Below are 23593 nucleotides of genomic sequence, written 5' to 3' on the forward strand. Positions count from 1 at the left end.
TTGTTATTTAAGATTGAAGTTATTCGTTGACTATTGATCTTTCAATAAATCTGTTTGGCAACTTCCTTGATACTGTCTGTGGCTCCTACAGAGTAGAAGTGCAGACTTGGGACACCGTGAGCCATCAATTCTTTGCATTGTTGTACACACCATTCAATGCCTACCTGTCGGGCTTCCGCATCGCTCTTGCATTTCAGGGCCTCTTTTGTCAGTTCCTCCGGTAAATCGACCTTGAAAGTCTTGGGCAGCATGCTGAGTTGCGATAACTTTTTGAACGGTTTGATACCCGGAATGATAGGAATGGTAATGCCTTCTTTACGGGCACGTTCCACAAAATCAAAATATTTCCGGTTATCATAGAAAAGCTGGGTAACTGCATATTCGGCTCCGGTTTCCATTTTTTTCTTCAACCAGTAGATATCCGTATGTATATTCGGTGCTTCTTCATGTTTTTCGGGATAGCAGGCTACACCGTAAGAAAATGGAGTATTGGTTACTTTCATTTCAGAGCCATCTACAAAAATACCCTTATTGAAATTATTGATTTGTTCTTGTAGTTCGATGGCATGATGGTAACCGTTTCCTTCGGGGGTGAACACTGACTCATGCTTGGCTTTATCACCACGTAATACAAGCAGGTCGGTAATGCCCAGGAATTGAAGGTCGAGTAACACATATTCCGTCTCTTCGCGGGTAAAGCCACTGCACAGAATGTGGGGAACCACCGTGATATTGTATTTGTTTTGGATGGCAGCGGCTACGGATACAGTACCCGGACGGCGTCTCAACCGGTTACGTTGAAACAATCCGTTGCCAAGGTCCTTATAGACATATTCGCTGCGGTGTGTGGTGATATTGATGTATTTAGGATCAAACTCCCGTAATGTATCTATGGTCTGGTACAGCTTTTCAATCCCGGTACCTTTTAATGGAGGCAATATCTCGAAAGAAAAAGCTGTTTTTTCGTTGCTGTTTATCAGGTCGATTACTCTCATTTCTTTTTTCGTTATCTTTGTCTGATTGGCAAAAATCTTGCGTACATTGGGAACAAAAATACGAAAAAGAAATGAGAAATGCAGAAACAGAGGCTATTATTCTTTGATACAGCGGATAGAAAGGGCTTTATAGTAATCTTGGTTGGTGACCAGGGTTCCGTTTGAAACGAATTTGTCTTCCTCGCCGATGAAGAAAACGGTTTGTTCGGGAATGCTTTTTTTGCTTTCGTCCCAACTCCAGAAGCCTGTCATTTTATGGACACTATAGTGTTTCCCGTTGAACCACATTCCTACCGGATAGGCGTTGAACATGGTGAGGTTGTCTATAGGGGACACTTTACCTGCGGACAGTACTTCCCATTCGCCTGCTTTCAGCGAAGCGGCGCTTTCATTGGTGTACTTCCTTAATTGGTTCCAGTCGTCCTCTGAAGGGATTTTCCAGCCGGAGGGATTTAGTTTGCCGCTGAGTACGGCTTCCCCATTGTAGAAGTATATGTCGTAATTGGCAGGTTTGAAGTAACCGGCATCCTTACCCAAATTCGTTTGCCGGAGCAGTTTTTCTCCGGTCTGGTAAGCCGTTGCGCGAAGTTCTGCTTTCATCCAATATTGTGTACCTATCTTTACGATCGGATATTCTTCTAAAGTACCGTCTCTAAGGTCTCTCAAAGTGTAGCTTGCGACGTTGACGTTGATGGCATCCACGGTGTTTTCCAAAAGAATTTCTTTTTGGGCATTCAGGTAAAATTGGAGTATCGGGGTAGAATTCCCTTTCTGATAGCTGAAACTGTTTTTATTTGTATCCCAGCTTATTTTTCCTCCATTAATGGCTTCTTCCTGGTCTAAAAGTTGCAAGACGGTTCCCTGGCTCAGGTCCGTGTCTTCATTGTCTTGCACAGGATAGGCTACGATTGCCCTTGAGGTGAGGTTTTCCGATTGGAGATATTCCTTGCAAATTTCCGCTACAGGTTTTCCGCCGTTGTACACCCGGTAGATATTGGATTTTTTGAAGGATAAGGCGGACAGATGGATTGTGGCATATTCTTTTTGGTTGTCTGTGTTTTCATTGCTTCCGGTTTTCCAGTTGCTTATTTTGCCGATAATCCCTTGGAACGTGTTGCTGTTGGTTTGCATGGACGAGATGTTGATGGTATATTCCGTACTGCTTTCCAAGTCCAGGTCGGGTATGGCGCAACTGTATAGTTTGCCGTTCCATTCCATCGTGAAAGAATGTATGTCTGCATTGGCATTCTGAGGGATGATTACGATTTCTTTGCCGATTAGTGTGCCCTCCTCGATGCTCCATTTGCCAAAGGCGACAATGTCTGCCTCGCCATTAAAATCACTGAAAGTGTCATCCTGGAGATTATAGTTTGCCTGGGTCTTGAATCCGGTTGCAATGATTCTGGGGTTGGCTTTCAGCATGTCCTCTATTTTTTCATCTTGGCTGGGGGTAAGGGCTATCTTTATTTTGGCAAGCTTATGCCAGTATTCCAGTTCTACCGCTTTTGAACTGCTTTTCACCTTTGTTTTTTGGGCTATCAGGAAATCACTTTTTGAGTGTTTGAGACTGTCGCTTTGGTCTTTTTCCACGAATACGGGAATTGTGGATGAACCTTCCGCTTTACCTTCCGGCCGATAGGGGTAATAACTGATAAAGTCTAAAGTTAAGTCACCTTCGGGATAGAATACGGCTTTTTCCGGTATCAACGTTGATTTGTCTCCGCATACAAGGCGTAGGTTGTCTATGTAAGGATTCTGTTCAATGCTTGAAGAAGTCAGGAATGCGAACAGCCCCGCTTCATCTCCTTTGTCAAAAGCCGTGTTGGTGGCTTTAGTGGACGTTTTTCCTATTTTAGTAGAGAAGGTAATCGGTACGTTCCCTTCTTGGACTTCTTCGTTGATTTCGTTTACGCAGGCTATATTCCATAAAGAACAGCAAAATAACATTGCGGTGAAAGCAGCCGTGGATAGAGTTTGTTTTTTCATGTTATCATGTTTTGTGGAGGAATGACATTCATTCTCCGGTTGTACTCAGTAATTTAGTGTATCAAAATTTAGGATTGAGTAGAACCGAATTGGTATAAAAAAGTTGTTGTGCTTTCAGATGCTAATTATGGATGCCTCGCTTGGAGTCATGGTACTTTTCACTCTTTTGTTTATTGCACTATTTGTCAAAAATGAAAGCAAATGTAGCTTTATATATCTATCCGGTAACTATAAATCAATAAAAACTTTTATAATTTATTTATCACACTCTGATTTTTTGTCTAACTTTACACGCTAAAATCGTAGATAGTAACACGTTAAACCATAGATATAAACTCATGCCTTTAAATTTACCCGACAAGCTTCCTGCCATAGAGTTGCTGAAAGAAGAAAATATTTTTGTCATCGACAATTCTCGGGCAACCCGGCAAGATATCCGTCCGCTGCGTATTGTGATATTGAACCTGATGCCATTGAAGATTACCACTGAGACGGATTTGGTCCGTTTATTGTCCAATACACCTCTTCAAGTGGAAATTTCTTTCATGAAAATAAAAAGTCATACCTCCAAAAATACGCCGGTAGAGCACATGAAGGCATTTTATACGGATTTTGATAAAATGCGCGGTGAGAAGTACGATGGTATGATCATCACCGGTGCTCCGGTAGAGCAGATGGACTTTGAAGAAGTGACCTATTGGAATGAAATTACTGAAATTTTTGATTGGGCCCGTACGCATGTCACTTCCACGCTTTATATTTGTTGGGCGGCTCAAGCCGGGCTGTATCATCATTATGGCATCCCTAAGTATGCTTTGGGCAGCAAGATGTTCGGTATCTTCGAACACCGTCCTTTGCTTCCTCTGCATCCCATTTTTCGTGGGTTCGATGATGTTTTTTATGTGCCCCACAGTCGGCATACGGAGGTACGGAAAGAAGACATCTTGAAAGTGCCGGAGCTGACCTTGCTTTCCGAATCGGAAGATTCCGGCGTCCATCTGGTGGTAGCCCGTGGGGGACGTGAGTTCTTTGTAACCGGCCATTCCGAATACTCCCCGTTGACGTTGGATACGGAGTACCGCCGCGACTTGGGCAAAGGCCTGCCCATTGAAATGCCGCGTAATTATTATGTAGATGACGATATGGAGAAAGGTGTCTTGGTGCGTTGGCGTGCGCATGCCAATCTGTTGTTCTCCAATTGGCTGAATTATTTTGTATATCAGGAGACACCATATAATATCAATGAAATAGAATAAACTAGGGGCTGCAAGCCCGAACTGAATATGATAAAGCAACGTAAAATAGAACTGTTGGCTCCTGCCAAGAACTTAGAGTGTGGTATCGAAGCTATCAACCATGGGGCGGATGCGGTGTATATCGGTGCACCTAAGTTCGGTGCACGTGCTGCTGCCGTTAATTCTTTGGAAGATATTGCTGCTTTGGTGGTACATGCCCACCTGTATAATGCCCGTATTTATGTGACGGTCAATACTATTTTGAAAGAAGAGGAGCTGGAGGAGACAGAGCGGATGATTTGGGAACTGTATCGTATCGGTGTGGATGCCCTGATAGTGCAAGATATGGGGATTACGCGTCTGAATTTGCCGCCTATTCCGCTGCATGGCAGTACGCAGATGGATAACCGTACTCCCGAGAAGGTACGGTTCTTGGCAGATGCGGGTTTCAGGCAAGTGGTGCTGGCACGTGAACTTTCCTTGCAGGAGATACGCCGTATCCATGATGCATGTCCTGAAGTGCCGCTTGAAGTTTTTGTACATGGAGCACTTTGTGTCAGCTACAGTGGGCAGTGCTATGTCAGTCAGGCTTGTTTCGGACGTAGTGCCAACCGGGGAGAGTGTGCCCAGTTCTGTCGTCTGCCGTTCAATCTGGTGGATGCAGATGGTAAGACGCTTATGCGTAACAAGTATTTACTTTCCTTGAAAGATCTCAACCAGAGTGAAGTTTTGGAGAATTTGCTTGACGCAGGGGCCTCTTCTTTGAAAATTGAAGGTCGTCTGAAAGATGTTACATATGTAAAGAATGTGACGGCCGCTTATCGTCGGCGGTTGGATGCCGTCTTTGCCCGTCGCAAGGAATATGTCCGGGCGTCTTCAGGTAGTTGCCGTTTTGACTTCAGCCCGCAACTGGACAAGAGTTTCAGCCGTGGATTTACCCATTATTTCTTACAGGGACGGGAGCGGGGTATTGCTTCATTCGATACTCCCAAGTCTCTGGGTGAAGAGATGGGGACCATGAAGGAGCAACGTGGAAATTATCTGATTGTAGCCGGAGTAAAACCTTTCCATAATGGAGACGGGGTTTGCTATTTGGACGAGCAGGGACGTTTGCAGGGTTTCCGCATCAACCGTGTGGATGGCAATAAACTTTATCCGGCAGGGGAGATACCTCGCATCCGGCCTCGTACCCGTCTGTACCGCAATTTTGACCAGGAGTTTGAACGTATTCTTACCCGTAAATCTTCTGAACGAAAGATTGGCATTGTTTGGGAATTGTGGGATACTTCTTTCGGCTTTGCCTTGTCGGCCACGGATGAGGATGACAACCGGGTTGTATTATCTTTCCCTTATCCGAGGGAGATGGCCCGTACGCCGCAGGAAGAGAATCTGTGTACCCAATTGTCCAGGTTGGGCAATACTCCTTTTGAAGTGAGTGACTCTTTGGCAGGCAAGGCATCCGGTGTTATCATTCGTTTTTCCGGTAACTGGTTCTTGCCTGCTTCTGTAATAGCTGACTGGCGTCGCCAGGTTATTGATAAATTGGTGGTTGCCCGTCGTGTAACCTATCGTCGTGAACTGGCTGTTTGGAAACCTACCGGACATGCTTTCCCTGCAACTGCTTTGACTTATTTGGGAAATGTGATGAATGATGCTGCCCGTAGTTTTTATTTGGAACATGGGTTGTCCTCCGTTGCTCCTGCTTACGAAAAGCAGGCGGTACCCGATGCGGTGCTTATGTTCTGCAAGCATTGTTTGCGTTATAGTATGGGCTGGTGTCCTACTCACCAGAAAGGTCATTCGCTTTATCGTGAACCTTATTATCTGGTGGGTACGGACGGGAAGCGCTTCCGTTTGAGTTTTGATTGCAAGAACTGTCAAATGAAAGTATATGGAGATGAAGGAGCTTTCTTTAATGAAGAACAAAGAATGAAAAATGAGGAATGAAGAATTAAGCATGGGGAGTGAAGAGTTAAGAATGAAGAATGGGTGGCGGATGTTATTTTTCATTCTTTGTTCCTCATTCTTCATTTCTTTGGTTTCCTGCCATTATCCGCATCCTGATCTGGAAGACGAAAACTTGAGTGAGAGTACGCGCGATTCACTTGCTTATTTGTATGAGCGGCATTACACCTGGAACACAAATCTGGAAGTGCATGCCGATTCAGTGAATCTTGCCTGCCTGCCGGTGAAGGATTGCTATAATATGCTTCATCGGGGAGACCGGGTGGTGGTAGCGGAATTTGCCATTCATCCCACGGACAGCGTGGACAGCGTATGGGTGAAATTGGCGCATTCTCAAGAGATTCAGGGCTGGTTGCGGGAGTCGGAAATGATGCATGCCTTTGTGCCGACAGACAGTATTTCTCAATTCATTTATTTGTTCAGTGATACGCATGCTTCTTATTTTGTCATGATCTTTGCCTTGTTTGTGGCAGTCTGGCTTTTCCGGGCCTTCCGTCGTAAGCAGCTGAGGATGGTCTATTTTAATGACATTGACAGTATTTTCCCTTTGTTGCTGTGCCTGCTGATGGCGTTCAGCGCTACTGTTTATGAGTCCATGCAGGTGTTTGTACCCGATACGTGGCAGCACTTCTACTTTAATCCTACGTTGTCACCGTTCAAGGTACCGTTTATTCTCTCCGTGTTTCTGATGAGCATTTGGCTGTTTATCATTGTACTTCTAGCTGTACTCGATGACTTGTTCCGCCAGTTGTCTCCGGCAGCTGCGATATTCTATTTATTGGGGTTGGCTTCCTGTTGCATCTTCTGCTACTTCTTCTTTATTCTGACTACTTCCATTTATGTGGGCTATATCTTTCTTGCGGCGTTCTTGTGGATATTCCTTAAAAAAATGAAGACTTCGTTGGCGGCATCCCGTTATTGCTGCGGGCAGTGTGGGCGGAAGATACGGGCAAAGGGTGTTTGTCCGCATTGCGGGGCTATTAATGAGTAATTGACCGCTGTACAGGGATGAAGTTGATAGTTAGCAAACAAACAGATCTATCCGGATATTGTATCTTCGCAGACGATCCGGACAGAGGGGAAAATAAAGCCTGCTTTTACAGACTGTTTTTTTCTGTTTTTTGAGGCAAACCTACTTTTCACAAAGCAGAATTGCCGGATATGTTTTACTAATAATTTACCTTTACTGAAGGTGCGTCACTTGCCGGTTGATAAATGTAGGCAGCACGAATACGGAATTCTTTAGAGCGCAATTGATGTCCTTCTTGATTAGGGGAACTTTGATAGTGTACGAATCCTTCATCTGTAGCTTCATCATCATTCGGGTCGTATTTGATACGGGTTGCCCGTGCATAATCGGGATTTTCCCCATCATTTCCCTGATTTCCGGCAGCACCGGGATTTGATGACCAATACCATTTGTCTTGAAATACATTAAATATACCATAATATTTTTCCAACGCATATTCCAATTCGGAAATGGTAGGCAGATACCAGCGCGCTTCCACCACTTTGCCCTCCTTATTTCGTTTATTCTTATTGTAACAATATTCAGCTGCACCACTAGGGGTATCGTTTAAGGTCATTTCACCAGGCCAACCGGGAGAAGTACGATATCGTTCCATAATCTGCATGGTATTTTTCCACCCCCATCTCATGTATTGATTATAGTTGCCGTCGGTTACTCCTAATCCGCTATTCAAACCTGGAAGTCCCCATTTGAATCCTTCGTAAGTGTCAGAATACTCATTTTTACCGTCGTAATGTGTCAAATATTCTTCGTATTCTTCAATATAGAAATAAAACGGTTGGGCCTTAGCTGGTCCATTCTTGTATTTGTCAAAATATATAGCTTGCCTCAGTCCTGCTTGTCTGATAGGTATCTCGCGTGTATGCTTCACGCCATTGTCCCGTCCTTCATAAGTGACTTTCAGCTTGGCTTCACGAGCGCGTACGGGGGCGCCGTTCGTCACTTCTGTATTGTATGGTGCCCCAGGTACGTTTTCATCGACATAGAAGTAGATGCGTTCTTCGTACGTTTTGTCGGCATCCATGCCATCTTTTACCGTATAGCTTTTGCTATTTGTTTGTTCGTTCAATTCTTCCAGCAAGTCTGTTGTAAAATACTCGCGCTTTCCGTCCCCGGCTTTCTCTGCCGCACGTCCTATCGGTTCCATGCGTATCCATGGAGTCTTTTCCGGATCCACAATTTCTACCGTTACTGTGCCGGGCTCATAGATAAAGATATCCATCGGAGTGATATTGAAATGAGCATCATGTTCACGTTCGCGCAGCATTTCAATGAAGTACGGATTGACTTCCGTATCAATCGTTACGCGAGTATCCAGTAATGCTTCCGTTCCTTCATTATTTACGCTAATGCCGCTGATACTGATGTTATTCTTATACTGACGGTTGGCCTTGATGGTGAAGTCGTCGATGGGGTTGGCGCCGGGATAGAGGCGGTAGGCCACTTTATACATATAACCGTTGTGGTTGGTGTAGATACCTTCCAATTCAATGTAGGCAGCTGTTTCATCGGCTAATTGGGCTTTATAGCGTTGCTTTTCTTCCTCTTTGATATTTTCGGGCCATAGCATACTTGGTTTCGGTCGTGCATGCTCGAACATATAGAGTGTCAGCGATTGCGGGGCTCCCTTGCGGATGATGCGGCCGGTGAATTCATCGACTTCCACCTCTAATTCGTTGTCTCGTTTTCCTTTCAATTGGATTTTTCCATTCATATCGTTGGTTTCTTCAGTACCGGCCTTATCTAATTGCGGTACGACAGCACTTCCGTTGGGGAACGAGGATATCTTTACATTGTCAATCCGCAACGACGGGAATTGGGCATCTTCCGATTCCTGTCGGGGATTCATTGTAAAATTCAAGTCAATGCGTGCCATGAGTGACTTCAGCTGCATAAGGATAATCTTTTCAGTGGCTTTCGATGTCAGGTTCTGATTGCTGAGCTGTCCCACCATGGGCAGGCCGGTGGCGGGAAGCGTGACAGTGAATTCGGGTAGGTTGAACACGAAGTTATCAAAATCAGACAACTTTGTTATTTCATCCGGGCGTCCATTGTTATCGCTGTCCTTGAAAATGTCACGTGGCATATTGGCCAGCACATAGATAGTAGCTTTGTCCGCCCCCTCGCCAAACATGCCACTTTGTAACACCAAGTTGGATCCGTTCTCTATATACCGGTAACCTTGGAAAGCATCATTCTCTTTGGCTTCCAGGTAATTGCCGTTGTCTTGAAAGATAAATACATGTGCATTGTATATTTTCTGTTCTGCAGCAGTTTTAGGATCAGTACCCTTGGTTTGCACTTTGTGTATTCCCATATTGGCGGGTAGCCATTGCAGCGCTATTTCGCCTTCGCGCAGGCTGCTGTCTATGGACGATTCATCCAGTTCGTTGGTACAGGAGGTCGCCAACAGGGCGGCGAGACCCAATGTTATTCCTTTCCAGTTCATAGTTATTTTTTGAAGAGGTTGTATTAAAATGAGTTGCAATTATTATTGCGCTTTTCTGCACAATCTCGGTTATACATCTGTCGGATTGTTGTTCAGTCAAAATTAACGTCACTATCTCCTCCGTCTTCCCAAGCACCGTCACTACGCATTTGTACGATAAAGTCGTTGCCCACAATGTTGATACTGAATATGCTGCGCATGCCGGGTTGAAAACTGATACCGGAATCCAAATCTTGGGTTTTTGCATTGGCATTGTTTATGCTGATTCTAACGGTGATTTTACCCTGTTGGGTGATTTTACCGTTTGCATCTGGAATGAGTAATACATCTACCGGATCATTGGTATTGGTAACAATGATTTTCTTGGTAGTAGGAGTCACGTTGCCATTAGCATCTTTTTTAGCGGCATCACACTGCACTTGATCGTTGGCGGTAACAATGTTGAATTGTCCGCTGTAGTAGTCAGTGCCTATTTCGTAATCTTGGTTCTGCCCGGCCAGGCTTACACTGCGATAAAAATGCTCCCCGTTAAAACTTAAGCTGCTGATTGTGACTGGTGTCTCATTGTAATTGTTTACTTCGAACTCGAAAGCGCAGAACAAGTGGCGGAAATTGAGGCTGACCGGCCCGTTGTTTTTGGTATGGTCAATGACATAGCTCAGCATCAAGTCGGGCACATCTTTCCAATCGCGGTCAGTGGTTTCTTTTCCTCCCGCAGAGAAAGGCAATGTATAAGTGATTATAGGATCACCGGTCTGTTGTTGGTTTGACAGGGTGATGGTACCCTTTCCGCCTTCTATTTCTCCCTTATTGGTCTTATTATCTGAAGGAGTGACTTCCGCATAAGGATAATAGGCAAAGAAAGCGTATTTCATATTTTCATTATCTGCCCAAGGTTGCAAACCTCCTTGGTTTCCGGTGCCGGTCCAATTGTAATTCCACAATCCGTCACCGGCATATTCCAGCAGTTGGTTATAAAACACGTCGGGAGTGGCAAACATTTTTTTGGTGTTCCAGTCCGATTCCTCATAGTTGTTTCCGCCGTTCCAGGCCGGTCCATAGCCTAATACGCCCACCTTGTCGCCTTTTTCGAAAGAACCGTAGCGCATGTTGGGCGATTTGGTGGTTGTATAAGGAGAGGTAAAAACAATGGCCTCGCTGGAATATCCGTTTCCTCCGGGCAATTCTTCTTGTTGGCAGCCGGCAGCCAGCAAAGCGGCCAGGGCGGAGATACGTATCAGTTGTCTTTTCATAATCGGTATATTACTTGTATATTCTTTCTTATGGTCATCAATCACCTGTCTTCAATGTTCACATCACCGCCTGTATGGGCTTCATCCCATCCGTCCACAGTGATACCTTTGAAGGTGATGGCATCCGCTTCAATGGTAAGCACGTAACGGTAGGCTTCTCCTGCCGTCCATCGGGTGATGGAAGTGTCCAAAGGAACTTGAACTGTTTGCCGGTCACTGCCACGGGTAAAACTCAGTTCCAACTTTAGTCCCTGAACGTTTTGCGGAATAAGCAACAGGCCTTTAAATAAGTCCTGCGGTGTTGAAGCGTTTATCTCAATTTCATCGTCAAAAGTGAATGAGGGAGTATCTACGGTGCTTTTATCGTCGTCATCAATATCCGTCCAGGAAACACCGGAAGTGCTGCGTATCAAAGTCCCTTGTGTGTCCATGCCGTAGAGTTTGGCAGAATAGACGGTTGCGGTTATACCCGGATCGGTAGCTACACGTACGGCTACTTTGCTTAGCTCGTGGCGGAAAGGCATTACAACACTTGCAAGCTGGTCACCGTCCATTGGGGCGGATGTGGCGGTCATCAGGTCATGTCCCTGTGTCGCGTCAAAGTCGGCTACAGTCAGTGTGCCGTTTTCGGTGCAGGTACCCATATCGGCAGGAAATACGCCATAGAAGTTATACGTGGTATTGGGAATCCAATATCTCGTGTCACTACAAGCCCAGCTGTCACCGTTTTTCATTACGGTGGCTTGATTGAATACGTTGTGGCGGGCAGTTTCACCGTCCTTGACGTACCATCCCCATACGTTGAATCCGCCAGCCATGCCATCGGCATTTTCCACTACAGTCCTTGTTTCGGGCAAGGGATGGAAGGCGATGCGTCCTTTCCCTCCGTCCGGGCCGTCGGTCAACTCGTTGGTACAAGCCACGGTCAGCAACAGAGTGGCTGCTGCGGCAAGTGTTGTTTTGGGTGAGAAGTTTTTCATATTCTTGCTATATTTTGTTTTTCCGATTGCTGTCTTGATTTTGAGTTTCCTGCGAAAGGAGGCTTGTTTGCCGCCTTGATTCCGTTTGCAATGACTGCGGGCCGGAGGTGTTGTCGCTGTTGTTCAAACATGGTTGCCCATAGTGGCTGTCGGGGGACATTCAACCCCCGACAGCCTGTGTGTTAACTTTGAATCGTCAAGTTCATGGAGAGACTGTAGGGATACGGTCTTCAAGCTAAAAAGAATTATTGAAAGTCCGGTGTTACCGGGGAGATGGTTTCGCCTTCCCACGGCTTCACATTCGGTTCGAATTTAATAATATTGTTATCATTTAAATCAAACTTCTCCTGTGTCAATTCAGCTGTATAATTGTAGGCATTGTTTGAAATCCAAGTAGCAGACATGGTTGATGTGAAGTCTTTTCTTGTGATTTCAGTACCATTGTCGTCTTTCAATATACCGGTAAAGGTAATTGTAAGAGACGGATTTTGTGGAATAACATAAAATTCATCGCTTACAGCGGTTTCATCCCCAGTAGCATTGATTTTTACAGGATTGGTTATATTGAAAGAGTAAGTCTTGTCAGCACTTGGGGTACCTATCTCCCACTGCCCTGTAGCATCTCCGATAGCTCCAGTATAAGCTCCATCCTTGTCTGCTTCAAATTGTAAGTTGCTAATTTCCACTTCGTAGCCTACAGGAATTGTACTTGTAAATGTGAATTTCACTTTGGCTAGCAAGTGCTTCAAAGTCATATTGACAGTACCTTTTTGTGTTCCGTGGTCTTTAACATTAGAAGCAATCAAATCTTTTTCGCCTACAGTATATGCAGGAATGTATAAGACGCCGTTCTTGATAGTTGCGTTCTCTAACTTCTGGTTTCCATCGCTGTAACCTACGAATTGGTAGTATTGGTCGTTCCAATATTCAATCGTTTCTGCTGTTCCATCAGCATTTACTTTAGTATTGTTGAATACATTGGTGAAATCTACACTATTCTTATCCTCACCATATCCGCCGAATACATAGAATGCAGAAAGAGGGTTGTTTTCGTCAATGTCCCCAATCGCCTTTGTGGACTTTCCGACAAAAGACTCAAAGCTGATGGCTTTGTTTTGTGCTACATTGAGCACTTCTTCGTTGGTACAACTTGCCAGAGCAGCTACGGCTGCGCCAAGCATCAATAAACTTTTCTTCATAATAGTAGCTTTTTTAAAAGTGAAACATAGAATTATTTTAGAATTAGTATGCTCATAAAATAGGCATCGGTATGTCCTCATACTCTCCCCATCCGTCTATATCGGGATTAAAGCCCGACCCGCCTTCCGTGCCGTCCTTGTCGGACACTTCGATACCGGTCACGGTGATGACTCCTCCCCGGGGCTGGTCTTCCAGTTGGTCGGTGATGTCGAAGTTATAGTTCAGCAGTTTGCCGTTCTTGAGGCACACTTCCAAATTCAGCGTGTAGGTCTGATCGGCGCGTGTATAGCCGTCGCCGGGATAGTTGGGTATTCCGAACGTCTGCACATGTGCCTCTGTACCGTATCCGGTCAGCACGCAGTCGTAAAGTACGGTGGCTGTTGTTTCGCCCGTATGCCCGTCCTGCAAGTAAACGCTCTCGGCCATACCTGCCATGCCACCCCGTGCTAACGCTACGTATTCCAGCCCATGACTGAATTCGTAGCGCACCATGTAGGTATAAACCAGTGGGTGCATCGTGATGGGAAGGGCGGTCGGTTCGGCTGTCCGCTGTGCGTCGTGCTCTTCGATGTAGTGTCCGAAAAGCATGTCGGGCTCATTGACCGTACGTTCACCGTCGTGCGCTTCGGTATTGGCAAAAGTGCTCCGGGTACGTGTCCGGGTAGTGGCCGTTGCCGTGGCCGATGAGGGCAGGTCTTCAAAAACGATGTATTCCGTGTCGTTATTGTAAAATAGGATGGAGTGCATGCCCTCGGTCATGGGCAGGATACCTCCTTCGGATTTCAAGTTTCGTTCGGTATAGGCGGTTCCTTCGGTGTCGTAAATCACGGCGCGTATGCCGTTTGCCACTTCAGGGCGCAGTTCGTCATATCCGCAGCTGCAATCCGGCCAGTGGATTTCCCAGTCGAAGTCGTCACTTCGTTCCCATTCGCATTCCCACGTTGCTTTTACATCGGCACGGATATCAGTGCCATGCTCATCGTGGTTGTAGCACAAATCCTTCCGGCATCCTGTCATGAGCAGGACAATTAGCGCCGGAAGAAGTATGTTTTTCATCTTACGTTTGTTATTCTTCATTATCAAGGTTTTCATTTGTTACCTCCTTTCTGTATCCAGCGGCCGATGTTCCATACAAAAGCGAATTTCAGTTTCAGCGGACCGAAGTAGTTGGTACGTTCTGTTTGTTGGTAAACGTAGTGTCCGTCGATGGGCAGGTATTCTTCGTACTTGGCGGTCATGAAGCCTACACCCAATCCGGCTTCCAATGCAAAATATTTACCTATGGGGAACATATAGCCATAACTCAGCCCAACCATGCCTCCTTCACCCTTGTAGCCTCGACCCCCGTTTTCCAGATCATACCATCCGCCTCCCCCGAAGAGCCCCAGGTAGTGTCCACGCCGTTTTCCTTGAGGCTTGAACCAATATCGGGCTTCAGGTATTATAGTGGCCAGCTGATAGTATTTATGTTTCCCGTTGTTGTGCCACCAGGCCATGTTCCCTTCCACGGCCGCTGACCAGTGTTCGCTGAAACGGTATTCCACTTCAAGTGAAGGCATGAGCACGGCATCATACAGGAGGTTGCTCTTGATGTACCAGGGAGTCTCTACATAGATGCGTTCGGGAAGCATGGCCAAACTGTCGGCTTCGCGTTTGCGTCGTGCTTCTTCGATGCGTGCCAGGCTGTCGGCTTGCTCCCGTTCACGGCGTAGGGCTTCGGCACGTTCCAGTTCAAGGGCTGCCAGGCTGTCGGCTCGGAGGCGTTCCAGACTGTCGCGGCGGGCCTGTTCGGCACGCTGCTCGGCCAAAGGATCGTAACCGTCCACATATTCTAATCCTATGATGGCAACGATATCTTTTATCCCATTATAAGAATAAGTGGAATTGCGGGTACGATAGTTTTCTTCTTTCATGCCATAGTGGGTGATGAACCACGACTTCACGTGGTTGCTTCGTTCTTTGGCTGCGGCCAGATTGGCTTCTTTACTGTTGAACGAGCCGCAAAACCCGCGTATCATTAGGTAGGCTTTGCCCGAATCTATTTCTGCACGATGCTGTTTGATGAGTTCCGCTGCGAGTCGGATGGCCTCGTCATTTCCTTTATAAGGTGAATAGAAAACTTTGTTACCGGGCACGAAGCGGAACAGGATGGTTGTGTCCTGCTGCAACGGATCGGCATGTGTACTGACTACTTCTGCCTGCATGGCAAGTGGAAAGAATGTCAGAATGGCCATTAGACAGGCTTTTTTAAGTTGTCGCATCATAGTGTATTAAATTGGTTTATATACTGCATGTATCTTTTTTTGTTTTCCGGTCGGAGATTAACATTTCCGTTACTTTGTAGGTAACGGGGGACGGGAACGGAAGGGCATGAAGGAGTGCAGCGGGCTCACTTTCTGCAGGCATATACAAGAACTGCCCTTTCCTGTCGGGAGAGAAGGGAGGGCACGGGTATTTCTTCTGTGTTAATTTAATATAACACGGAGGGACAGGCATTGCATGCTTTCCCGAAGAGCAATGCGCTGGATTTGAGTTATATACATATATACGCGATGTGAAAGAAATATTTGTTTCTTTTTTTATAAAAAAAAGGTATTTTTTCTTGTTCTTTCCAAATTTTCTGTTGATATTTGCGACGGATACAGACGTTCCGTTACCTACAAAGTAACGGGTGTTCCGACGGTGGTTCTGGAACGGTTGCTTTTTCTTTTGTGTAATTCATAATCAGTGTGTTATCCTGCTTTGTATTGTGAATACATATGATATTATTCCCCTGTTCATTTCATCGATTCTCTCATCTGTGTGCTTTTTGAAGTAAGTTTCGGTTACTTTTACGGAGGAGTGTCCCATGGCATTGCTGATGAGTTCCGGCTGGTAGTTCCGGTAGTTGGCGATGGTTGCCCAGCTGTGCCGCGCACTGTAGCTGCTCAGCGCCTCGATGCCCATGTGTAGAGCCAGTTCCTTCAGCCGGTGGTTGAAGCGGCGCAGGGCATTGCTGTACTGACGGTACTCCCCGTGTCCCGGACAGCTGATGAAGGGAAAGAGGTAGGGTGAGCCTTCGTCCCGGCTTTGCAGGCGCCTGATGATGTCCATTGCTTCGGGTTCCACCTTTACGGTGAGCCATGCCCCGGTCTTGCGGCGGCGATAGGTCAGAGTGTCGCCTCTGAGGTCGCAGCGTCGCATGTAGGCGATATCCACGAAGGGTATTCCGCGGAGCATGAAGAGCAGGAGAAAGAGCAGGCGGGTGCGTTCCAGAGGTTCCGAAGGCTCTACGGGGACTTCCAGTTTGCGGAAGGTCTCCTCATCTACCGCACGCTTTACCGTAACTCTCGTTCCGGTATATACCCCTTTGAAGAGGCGTGGCTGCCAAGAGGCGAGTCCGTCATCTACCGCCCGTGAATAGACGGCCCTGAGCATGCGCATGTAAGTGGAAATCGTGTTCCAGCTGAGTTGTCTGCCCGTCAGGTAGTTCTGAAAGGCCTTGAGCCATAGGGGAGTCACCTTGCCAAAAGCAAGGGAAGTCCGCCCCTCAAATTCCATGATACGTTTTAAAGTACTCCGGTACACGTGTGCGGTACCGTGACGCCGTTCTCCCTCCAGACGGGAGACGACGGAAGCCATGTAGGCCAGAAAGTTTGTTTGATTATCCATACGACTTGGGTTTTAGAAGTATGTCGTATAAATAGGTAATAAGGGAAAAGGTTCAGTGGGGAATTGTGTTAAAAAGAACGGGAAATTACAAAATTTAGCACAACAGCCGCCTCTTCCTGCACGGAGAGGAAACCGGTGTTTTTTGCCGTTTTTTGCCACACCGTTGGCACACTTGTGCCACCGCACTGGCACAGTTGTGCCAAAGGCGTGGCACAGTTTTATCGGTGAATAGATGCGGGGGAGTTTGACGCTCTGTCTGCTTTTGTCCTGATCTGTAGGGACAGCTCGATTCACGTGTGCCCATTGCTGAATTTCCTAATAAATGAGGATTGCCGGAACCGTGCGATTCCCGTTACTTTGCAAGCGAAATAAAACCAGCTATATGAACAAATATAAAATTTTTGCTTTAACCGTCTCTTTGCTGACAGCCGGGAACATTCTGGCGGAGGAGGCCGATACCCTTAAAGTGGTGGATATAGAAGAAGTGCTTGTCATTGCGGCTCCTAAGGAGAACAGGAAACTGCGTGAACAGCCTGCAGCCGTTACCTTGCTTTCCCAACAGGATATGCAAGCCGCACAGGTGAATTCCATCAAGAACCTTACGTCCCTTGTCCCTAACATGTTTATCCCCGACTATGGTTCGCGGCTCACTTCCGCTGTATATATCCGCGGTATAGGTTCGCGGATCAATACCCCTTCCGTGGGACTTTATGTGGACAACATTCCTTATATCGACAAGTCCGCTTTTGATTTCAACTATTCGGACGTGGAGCGTATTGACGTGTTGCGTGGGCCACAGGGTACTTTATACGGGCGTAATGCAATGGGAGGACTGGTCAAGATACACACTAAGTCTCCTTTTACTTACCAGGGTACGGATTTCCGCATGGGAGCCGGCACGCACAATGCCTATAATACCTCTCTGACCCATTATCACCGCATATCCGAGCGCTTTGCTTTCTCTACCGGAGGATTCTATGATTATCAGGGAGGATTCTTCCGCAATGCAGCCCGAAATAATGAGAAAGCCGATAAAGGGCAGTCTGCAGGCGGACGCTTCCGGGGCATCTATCTGCCTTCGGAGAACTGGAAGGTGGATTTAAGCCTCAGTTATGAATACAGTGACCAGGGAGGGTACCCTTATTTTTATATGGGCAATCTGAATCCGGACAAGCAAGATGAACAGTTGAGGCCGTTTGTCGGTAAAATCTCCAATAATGAAGCAAGCAGCTATTACCGGAACTTGATGAATGCCGGACTGAATCTGGAATATCAGGCGAGGGACTTCACGTTGAGTGCCGTTACAGGTTATCAGTTCTTGAAAGACCGCATGTTTATGGACCAGGACTTTACGCCTGCCGACATCTTCAATATCGAGCAGAAACAGAAGATGAATACCGTTTCCGAGGAGGTCATTCTCAAATCAAGGCCCAACCGCCGCTGGCAGTGGACATCCGGGGCTTTCGGCTTCTACCAGTGGTTGCACACGGACGGACCGGTAGTGTTCCATAAAGAAGGCATCAACCAAGTGATGGAGGGAAATGTGAATAACGTCTTTGATGCGTTGGCGGATAAAAGTCCGATGATTCCGCAAATGCATCTGGATATTAACAATGAGAGCTTGCGTGTGGGGGGCAGTTTTGATACTCCTACACTTAGCGGTGCCCTCTTCCATCAATCCACGTTCAATGATTTGTTCGTAAAAGGACTTTCGGCCACTGTGGGCTTGCGACTGGATTATGAGAAGATATGGATGGACTACAATTCGGTTGCCGACCCTACGAATTTTGACTTCTCTTTGAAGATGGCCACTGCTCCTCGTCCTATCGTAAGTACGGGACTGGAAGGCAATGCCGCCTATATAGGCAAAGAATCAGCGGATTATGTGCAATTGCTGCCTAAGTTTGCCCTGCAGTACGAGTGGAAGAAGGGAAATAATGTTTATGCCACTGCGGCACGCGGCTACCGTTCGGGGGGATATAACATACAGATGTTTTCTGATCTGATAACCGGTGTGTTGCGCAATTCCATGATGGACGCCATTGCCGCCGACCCCAAATTCAGCAGTATGGCCGGCATGATTAAAAAGATGAAAGGAGAGCTTCCCGAGGTAAGTGAAGCCACCCGTTATAGACCCGAATATACTTGGAACTATGAAATCGGTACGCACCTCACATTTTGGGAAGGACGTTTGCTGGCCGATGTTTCCGCTTTCTACATGGATACCCGTGACCAGCAGATATCCAAATTTGCGGAAAGTGGCTTGGGGCGTGTCACGGTCAATGCCGGAAAGAGCCGTAGCTATGGCGCGGAAGCAAGCCTGCGGGCCGCGCTTACCGATGACTTGACTTTAAACGCTTGTTACGGCTATACATATGCTGTCTTCAAGGATTATGCCACCAGCGATCAACTAAATTATAAGGGTAATTACGTGCCTTTCGTACCTAAACATACGCTGAATGTAGGTGGACAATACATTTTCCGCATCCATCCGGGACATTGGCTGGACCGTATTCAGTTGAATGCCAATTATACCGGTGCAGGACGCATCTATTGGACAGAAGAAAATACTGTCAGCCAAGCTTTTTATGGGACTCTGAATGGCCGCGTCAGCTTTCAGAAAGGAAACGGGCAGATTGATTTCTGGGTACGCAATGTCTTGGATAAGGACTACGCGGCTTTCTATTTCGAGAGTATGGGCAATGGTTTCATGCAGAAAGGCCGTCCGGTTCAGGCGGGCATAGAGTTGCGCTGTAGATTCTAGATCCTATCTGCCTCCACATATCCGTGCATCACCGCATAAATAGTCAGCCCGGATACTGACTTGATTCCCAACTTCTCCGTAATGTTTTTGCGGTGGGAGATGACAGTGGTTAAGCTGATATTCAGCTTATCCGCTATCTCTTTGTTTATAAGTCCTTTCGTAATAAGTACCAATACTTCTATTTCGCGTGCCGACAGCTCGTGCTCTCCGGGATGTCCGTGCTGATGTCCGTATTGGTGTAGCTGCAGTATGTTTTTTATCAGACTTTTTTCATCTTGGTAGATGTCCAGGGTAGGTACTCCTGAAAGTTGCGGCTGGTTGTTGCCGTTTGCCAGCACGATGGTTTTGGGTTTCCTGTCCAAAAAGAAAGCCGTATGTTCAAAATAGATTTGAGAAGAGATGAAATAGTGGGCATACATGTCGGGGGTATCATCCATCAGTTCCGCAAAAGAGTGGAAAGTGCGGATGGTAGCCATGGGGATAATTTCTTTCAGCAGATTCTGAAGACCGAGGCATGATAAAGTATTGGAGTTGACGATTGCTATTTCAGGAGCCATATTCTCAAATGTTTCTGCAAAAATACGGATGATTAATGATTATACAATAGAAATAGGCAAATTCTGCGTAGAGAAGACAGAACTCTGTTCCTCCTTTTTTTGTTATAAGGTAATAACTGACTTAAAACCTTAACGTTATGAGATATGATATTGCCATCATCGGCGGGGGACCCGCCGGATATACGGCTGCCGAACGTGCGGCTGCAGGCGGTTTGCAAACCGTCTTGTTTGAGAAGAAGGCAATCGGGGGAGTCTGCCTGAACGAGGGATGTATTCCTGCCAAGACGTTGTTGTACTCTGCCAAATTATGGGACAATCTGAAAACTGCCTCAAAATATGGAATCTCCGTACCCGATGCCGCTGCTTTCGATATGGAAAAGATTATTGGCCGCAAAAATAAAATTGTGAAGAAACTTACCGGAGGGGTAAAGATGACGGTCAGTTCCTACGGTGCTGCCATTGTGGAACAGGAGGCCCTTATTGTAGGTGAAGAAAATGGCTTGTTCCGGATTTCGGCGGGTGGAGAAATGTATGAGGCGACCTATCTGCTGGTGTGTACCGGTTCCGATACGGTGATTCCTCCTATTCCCGGTTTGGCGGAGGTGGATTACTGGACTTCCAGGGAAGCGTTGGAAAGCACTGTACTGCCCCGTTCCCTTGCCATCATCGGCGGCGGTGTCATCGGTATGGAGTTCGCTTCTTTTTTCAACAGTATGGGAGTAAGGGTGAGCGTTGTTGAGATGATGCCCGAGATTCTGGGAGCAATGGATAAGGAAACCGCCGGACTGCTACGCACCGAGTACCGGAAACGGGGGATTGATTTCTATCTGGATACCAAGGTGACAGCCGTAGGTAAAGAGGGCGTAACCATTGGGAAAGATGGAAAAACGTCACTTGTCGAGGCCGACAAAGTGCTGGTCTGTGTGGGCAGGAAAGCCAGTCTCGGCAGGGTAGGGCTGGATAAACTGAATATCGAGCTGCTTCGCAACGGCGTGAAAGTGGATGAGCACCTGCAGACCTCCCACCCCCGTGTCTATGCCTGCGGTGATATTACGGGGCGCTCCATGTTGGCACATACCGCCATCCGTGAAAGTGAGGTGGCTGTCAACCACATTCTGGGTGTGGAAGATCTGATGGATTACGATTGCATTCCGGGTGTGGTATATACCAATCCGGAAGTGGCCGGAGTAGGGAAGACCGAAGAGGAACTGAAGGCTGCCGGAACCGGCTATCATGTGCAGAAGTTGCCTATGGTGTACTCCGGACGTTTTGTGGCAGAAAATGAAGGAGTGAACGGGCTTTGCAAACTGATTATGGATGATGATGACCGGATTGTGGGCTGCCATATACTGGGCAATCCGGCCTCTGAGATTATCGTGATTGGGGTATTGCCATACAGCGCGGATATACCGTGGAGGAATTCCAGAAAAGTGTATTCCCGCATCCTACGGCCGGTGAAATTTTCCATGAAGCGCTCTTTTCCTGATGTTGTGCATTGATAACCGCTGCACGGATGTTTATTGGAATCTGGCGGCAGAAGAATATCTTTTGAAGCAGAAGCGGGACAACTACTTCATGCTTTGGCAGTCGGAGCCTTGTGTGGTAATGGGAAAGCACCAGAATGTGCAGGCGGAGGTAGATGAAGGCTTTACCGGCCGGCAGGGCATTGCGTTGGCACGCCGTTTCTCGGGCGGAGGTGCTGTCTATCATGATGGGGGGAATATCAATCTCAGTTTTATTGAGACTGTGGACCGGCCGGACTTTGAATATTATTTGCAACAGACCATCGACTTTCTGGAAAAGACAGGAGTCACTGCCTATTCGGACAAGCGGATGGGGATTTATGTAGATGGCCGCAAGGTGTCGGGGAGTGCGCAGTGCATCCACAGGAACCGGGTGATGTATCATTGCACGTTACTTTATTCTACCGACTTGGATGCACTGAATGCCGCGTTGTCGGGGGGACAGGAGGTGGAAAGCCTGTTGCCCGGTTCCGCTACGGTACGTGCGGTGCCTTCGGTCAGGAGTGAGGTGGCGAATATCCGCGATTATCTTGCCGTTCCCCTGTCCGTCAGACGTTTCATCCGTCTTCTTTTTCATTATTTCTTGGAAGACGACAGGAACTCGATATCCCGCTTTACCCAAGAAGACTTGAAGGTGATAGAACGGCTGAGACGGGAAAAATATGCCAGTGAAGACTGGATTTATAATAAGAATGATAACCTGAAACTTAACTGATATGTCAAAATTTGAAATTAAGATGCCCAAATTGGGCGAAAGTATAACTGAAGGGACCATTATGTCCTGGTCCGTACAAGTAGGAGACATCGTAAAGGAAGATGATGTGCTGTTTGAGGTAAATACGGCTAAGGTTAGTGCGGAGATACCTTCTCCGGTGGCCGGTAAGGTAATGGAGATTCTCTTTAAGGAAGGCGATACCGTAGCTGTAGGTACAGTGGTTGCCGTTGTAGATATGGGCGGGGAAGATGCCGTATCTGCTGCTCCTGCCCGGGAACTTCCCCCGGCAAAAGCGGTGAAGTCCGATGATGAACGGTGGTATTCACCCGTGGTTCTCCAACTGGCACGTGAAGCGCATATCCGGCAGGAAGAACTGGATGCTATTCCGGGAACCGGATACCGGGGGCGCTTGAGCAAAAAAGACATCAAGGATTATATTGTCCGGAAGCAGAAGGGCACTGTAGCTTCCGCTACCGGCACTTCCTCACAGCCTATTGCAGCCGGTATGCCCGGGCCACAGCCTGTTCCGCAGTCTCAACCTGCCGGCGTGGCATCTCCTGTTTCACCCGTTTCCAGCGATCCGTCTGTCGAGGTGAAGGAAATGGACCGTGTACGCAAGATGATAGCCGACCACATGGTGATGTCGAAACACACTTCCCCCCATGTCACCACTTTAGTGGAGGTAGATATGACCAGGCTCGTGAAATGGCGTGAAAGGAACAAGGAGGCATTCCTCAAGCGTGAAGGTGTGAAGCTTACTTATATGCCTGCCATTACCGAGGCTACCGCCAAAGCTCTGGTAGCTTATCCGCAAGTGAATGTTTCTGTTGAGGGCTATAACATCCTGTATAAAAAACAGATCAATGTCGGTATAGCCGTGTCGCAGAATGACGGTAATCTGATTGTTCCTGTTGTGCATGATGCTGACCGGCTGAATATGAGTGGGCTTGCCATTGCCATTGATTCTTTGGCCGCCAAAGCCCGTGCCAACAAGTTGATGCCCGATGATATTTCCGGCGGGACTTTCACGATAACTAATTTCGGTACGTTCAAGTCCTTGTTCGGTACACCTATCATCAACCAGCCGCAGGTAGCCATTCTGGGTGTAGGAGTAATCGAAAAGAAACCGGCCGTAATCGAGACGCCTGAAGGAGACGTGATTGCCATTCGTCATAAAATGTATCTGTCCCTGTCGTATGACCATAGGGTGGTGGACGGTTCACTCGGAGGTAATTTCCTCTACTTCATCAAGAATTATCTGGAAAACTGGAATGAATAAATTAATGCCTT

Annotated in this window: 16 protein-coding genes and 1 pseudogene; 7 read left to right on the forward strand and 10 right to left on the reverse strand. The window is 47.0% G+C overall.

The features are described 5' to 3' along the window. Nucleotides 1–41: 41 nt before the first annotated feature. Together metF and HMPREF9446_RS06055 are read right to left on the reverse strand one after the other, a co-directional pair. The gene (gene metF / locus HMPREF9446_RS06050; protein ID WP_009124580.1) at nt 42–995 is read right to left on the reverse strand and encodes a methylenetetrahydrofolate reductase [NAD(P)H]; all 954 of its coding nucleotides are present in this window, start codon (nt 993–995) and stop codon (nt 42–44) included. Nucleotides 996–1091: 96 nt separating this feature from the next. Next, nucleotides 1092–2981, reverse strand: coding sequence for a fimbrillin family protein (locus HMPREF9446_RS06055; RefSeq protein ID WP_009124581.1), 1890 nt, complete (start codon nt 2979–2981; stop codon nt 1092–1094). 338 nt (nt 2982–3319) lie between these two features. Between HMPREF9446_RS06055 and metA the strand changes: the two genes are divergently transcribed. From metA to HMPREF9446_RS06070, 3 genes are read left to right on the forward strand one after another with little or no spacing between them, the layout of a single operon-like run. Continuing rightward, complete coding sequence (gene metA / locus HMPREF9446_RS06060) at nt 3320–4237, forward strand: homoserine O-acetyltransferase MetA (protein ID WP_009124583.1); 918 nt, start codon at nt 3320–3322, stop codon at nt 4235–4237. A gap of 27 nt (nt 4238–4264) precedes the next feature. Further along, nucleotides 4265–6163, forward strand: coding sequence for a peptidase U32 family protein (locus HMPREF9446_RS06065; RefSeq protein WP_009124584.1), 1899 nt, complete (start codon nt 4265–4267; stop codon nt 6161–6163). 31 nt (nt 6164–6194) lie between these two features. Beyond that, nucleotides 6195–7172, forward strand: coding sequence for a hypothetical protein (locus HMPREF9446_RS06070; RefSeq protein ID WP_410510776.1), 978 nt, complete (start codon nt 6195–6197; stop codon nt 7170–7172). A gap of 178 nt (nt 7173–7350) precedes the next feature. On the opposite strand, the gene HMPREF9446_RS06075 is transcribed toward HMPREF9446_RS06070, so the two are convergent. The 7 genes from HMPREF9446_RS06075 to HMPREF9446_RS06105 form a co-directional block, all read right to left on the reverse strand. Continuing rightward, complete coding sequence (locus tag HMPREF9446_RS06075; RefSeq protein WP_009124586.1) at nt 7351–9660, reverse strand: fimbrial protein; 2310 nt, start codon at nt 9658–9660, stop codon at nt 7351–7353. A 92-nt stretch (nt 9661–9752) separates the two neighbouring features. After that, entirely contained in the window at nt 9753–10913 is a 1161-nt protein-coding gene (locus tag HMPREF9446_RS06080) for a fimbrillin family protein (protein ID WP_148345749.1), read from the reverse strand. Between the two features lie 41 nt (nt 10914–10954). Beyond that, nucleotides 10955–11893: a fimbrillin family protein gene (locus HMPREF9446_RS06085; RefSeq protein WP_009124588.1), complete on the reverse strand. Its 939-nt coding sequence runs from the start codon at nt 11891–11893 to the stop codon at nt 10955–10957. A gap of 245 nt (nt 11894–12138) precedes the next feature. Then, a complete protein-coding gene (locus HMPREF9446_RS06090; RefSeq protein WP_009124590.1) occupies nt 12139–13092 on the reverse strand; it encodes a fimbrillin family protein in 954 nt (317 codons plus the stop codon). Nucleotides 13093–13144: 52 nt separating this feature from the next. Beyond that, on the reverse strand, nt 13145–14149 hold the full coding sequence (locus HMPREF9446_RS06095; protein ID WP_172634241.1) for a DUF5119 domain-containing protein: 1005 nt from the start codon (nt 14147–14149) through the stop codon (nt 13145–13147). 32 nt (nt 14150–14181) lie between these two features. Further along, nucleotides 14182–15357: a DUF3575 domain-containing protein gene (locus HMPREF9446_RS17855; RefSeq protein ID WP_009124592.1), complete on the reverse strand. Its 1176-nt coding sequence runs from the start codon at nt 15355–15357 to the stop codon at nt 14182–14184. A 460-nt stretch (nt 15358–15817) separates the two neighbouring features. Continuing rightward, complete coding sequence (locus tag HMPREF9446_RS06105; protein WP_009124594.1) at nt 15818–16744, reverse strand: tyrosine-type recombinase/integrase; 927 nt, start codon at nt 16742–16744, stop codon at nt 15818–15820. 382 nt (nt 16745–17126) lie between these two features. Here HMPREF9446_RS06105 and HMPREF9446_RS06110 point away from each other — a divergent pair, with 382 nt between their 5' ends. After that, a complete protein-coding gene (locus HMPREF9446_RS06110) occupies nt 17127–19508 on the forward strand; it encodes a TonB-dependent receptor (protein ID WP_009124596.1) in 2382 nt (793 codons plus the stop codon). Here HMPREF9446_RS06110 and HMPREF9446_RS06115 read toward each other — a convergent pair. Continuing rightward, nucleotides 19505–20065, reverse strand: coding sequence for a response regulator transcription factor (locus HMPREF9446_RS06115; RefSeq protein ID WP_009124597.1), 561 nt, complete (start codon nt 20063–20065; stop codon nt 19505–19507). The two genes, HMPREF9446_RS06110 and HMPREF9446_RS06115, sit on opposite strands and share 4 nt — an antisense overlap. Nucleotides 20066–20202: 137 nt before the next feature. Between HMPREF9446_RS06115 and lpdA the strand changes: the two are divergent. The 3 genes and pseudogenes from lpdA (at nt 20203) to HMPREF9446_RS06130 (ending at nt 23582) form a co-directional block, all read left to right on the forward strand. After that, nucleotides 20203–21551: pseudogene (lpdA, locus tag HMPREF9446_RS06120) on the forward strand (dihydrolipoyl dehydrogenase). After that, nucleotides 21551–22303 carry a lipoate--protein ligase family protein gene (locus tag HMPREF9446_RS06125; protein WP_009124599.1) on the forward strand — a complete coding sequence of 251 codons (753 nt, stop codon included), beginning with the start codon at nt 21551–21553 and terminating at the stop codon, nt 22301–22303. Before lpdA ends, HMPREF9446_RS06125 begins: the two are co-directional and overlap by 1 nt. A gap of 1 nt (nt 22304) precedes the next feature. Continuing rightward, nucleotides 22305–23582 carry a dihydrolipoamide acetyltransferase family protein gene (locus HMPREF9446_RS06130; protein ID WP_009124600.1) on the forward strand — a complete coding sequence of 426 codons (1278 nt, stop codon included), beginning with the start codon at nt 22305–22307 and terminating at the stop codon, nt 23580–23582. Nucleotides 23583–23593: the final 11 nt, after the last annotated feature.

Origin of the sequence: Bacteroides fluxus YIT 12057 (assembly GCF_000195635.1) — a bacterium.
Lineage (GTDB): Bacteria > Bacteroidota > Bacteroidia > Bacteroidales > Bacteroidaceae > Bacteroides > Bacteroides fluxus.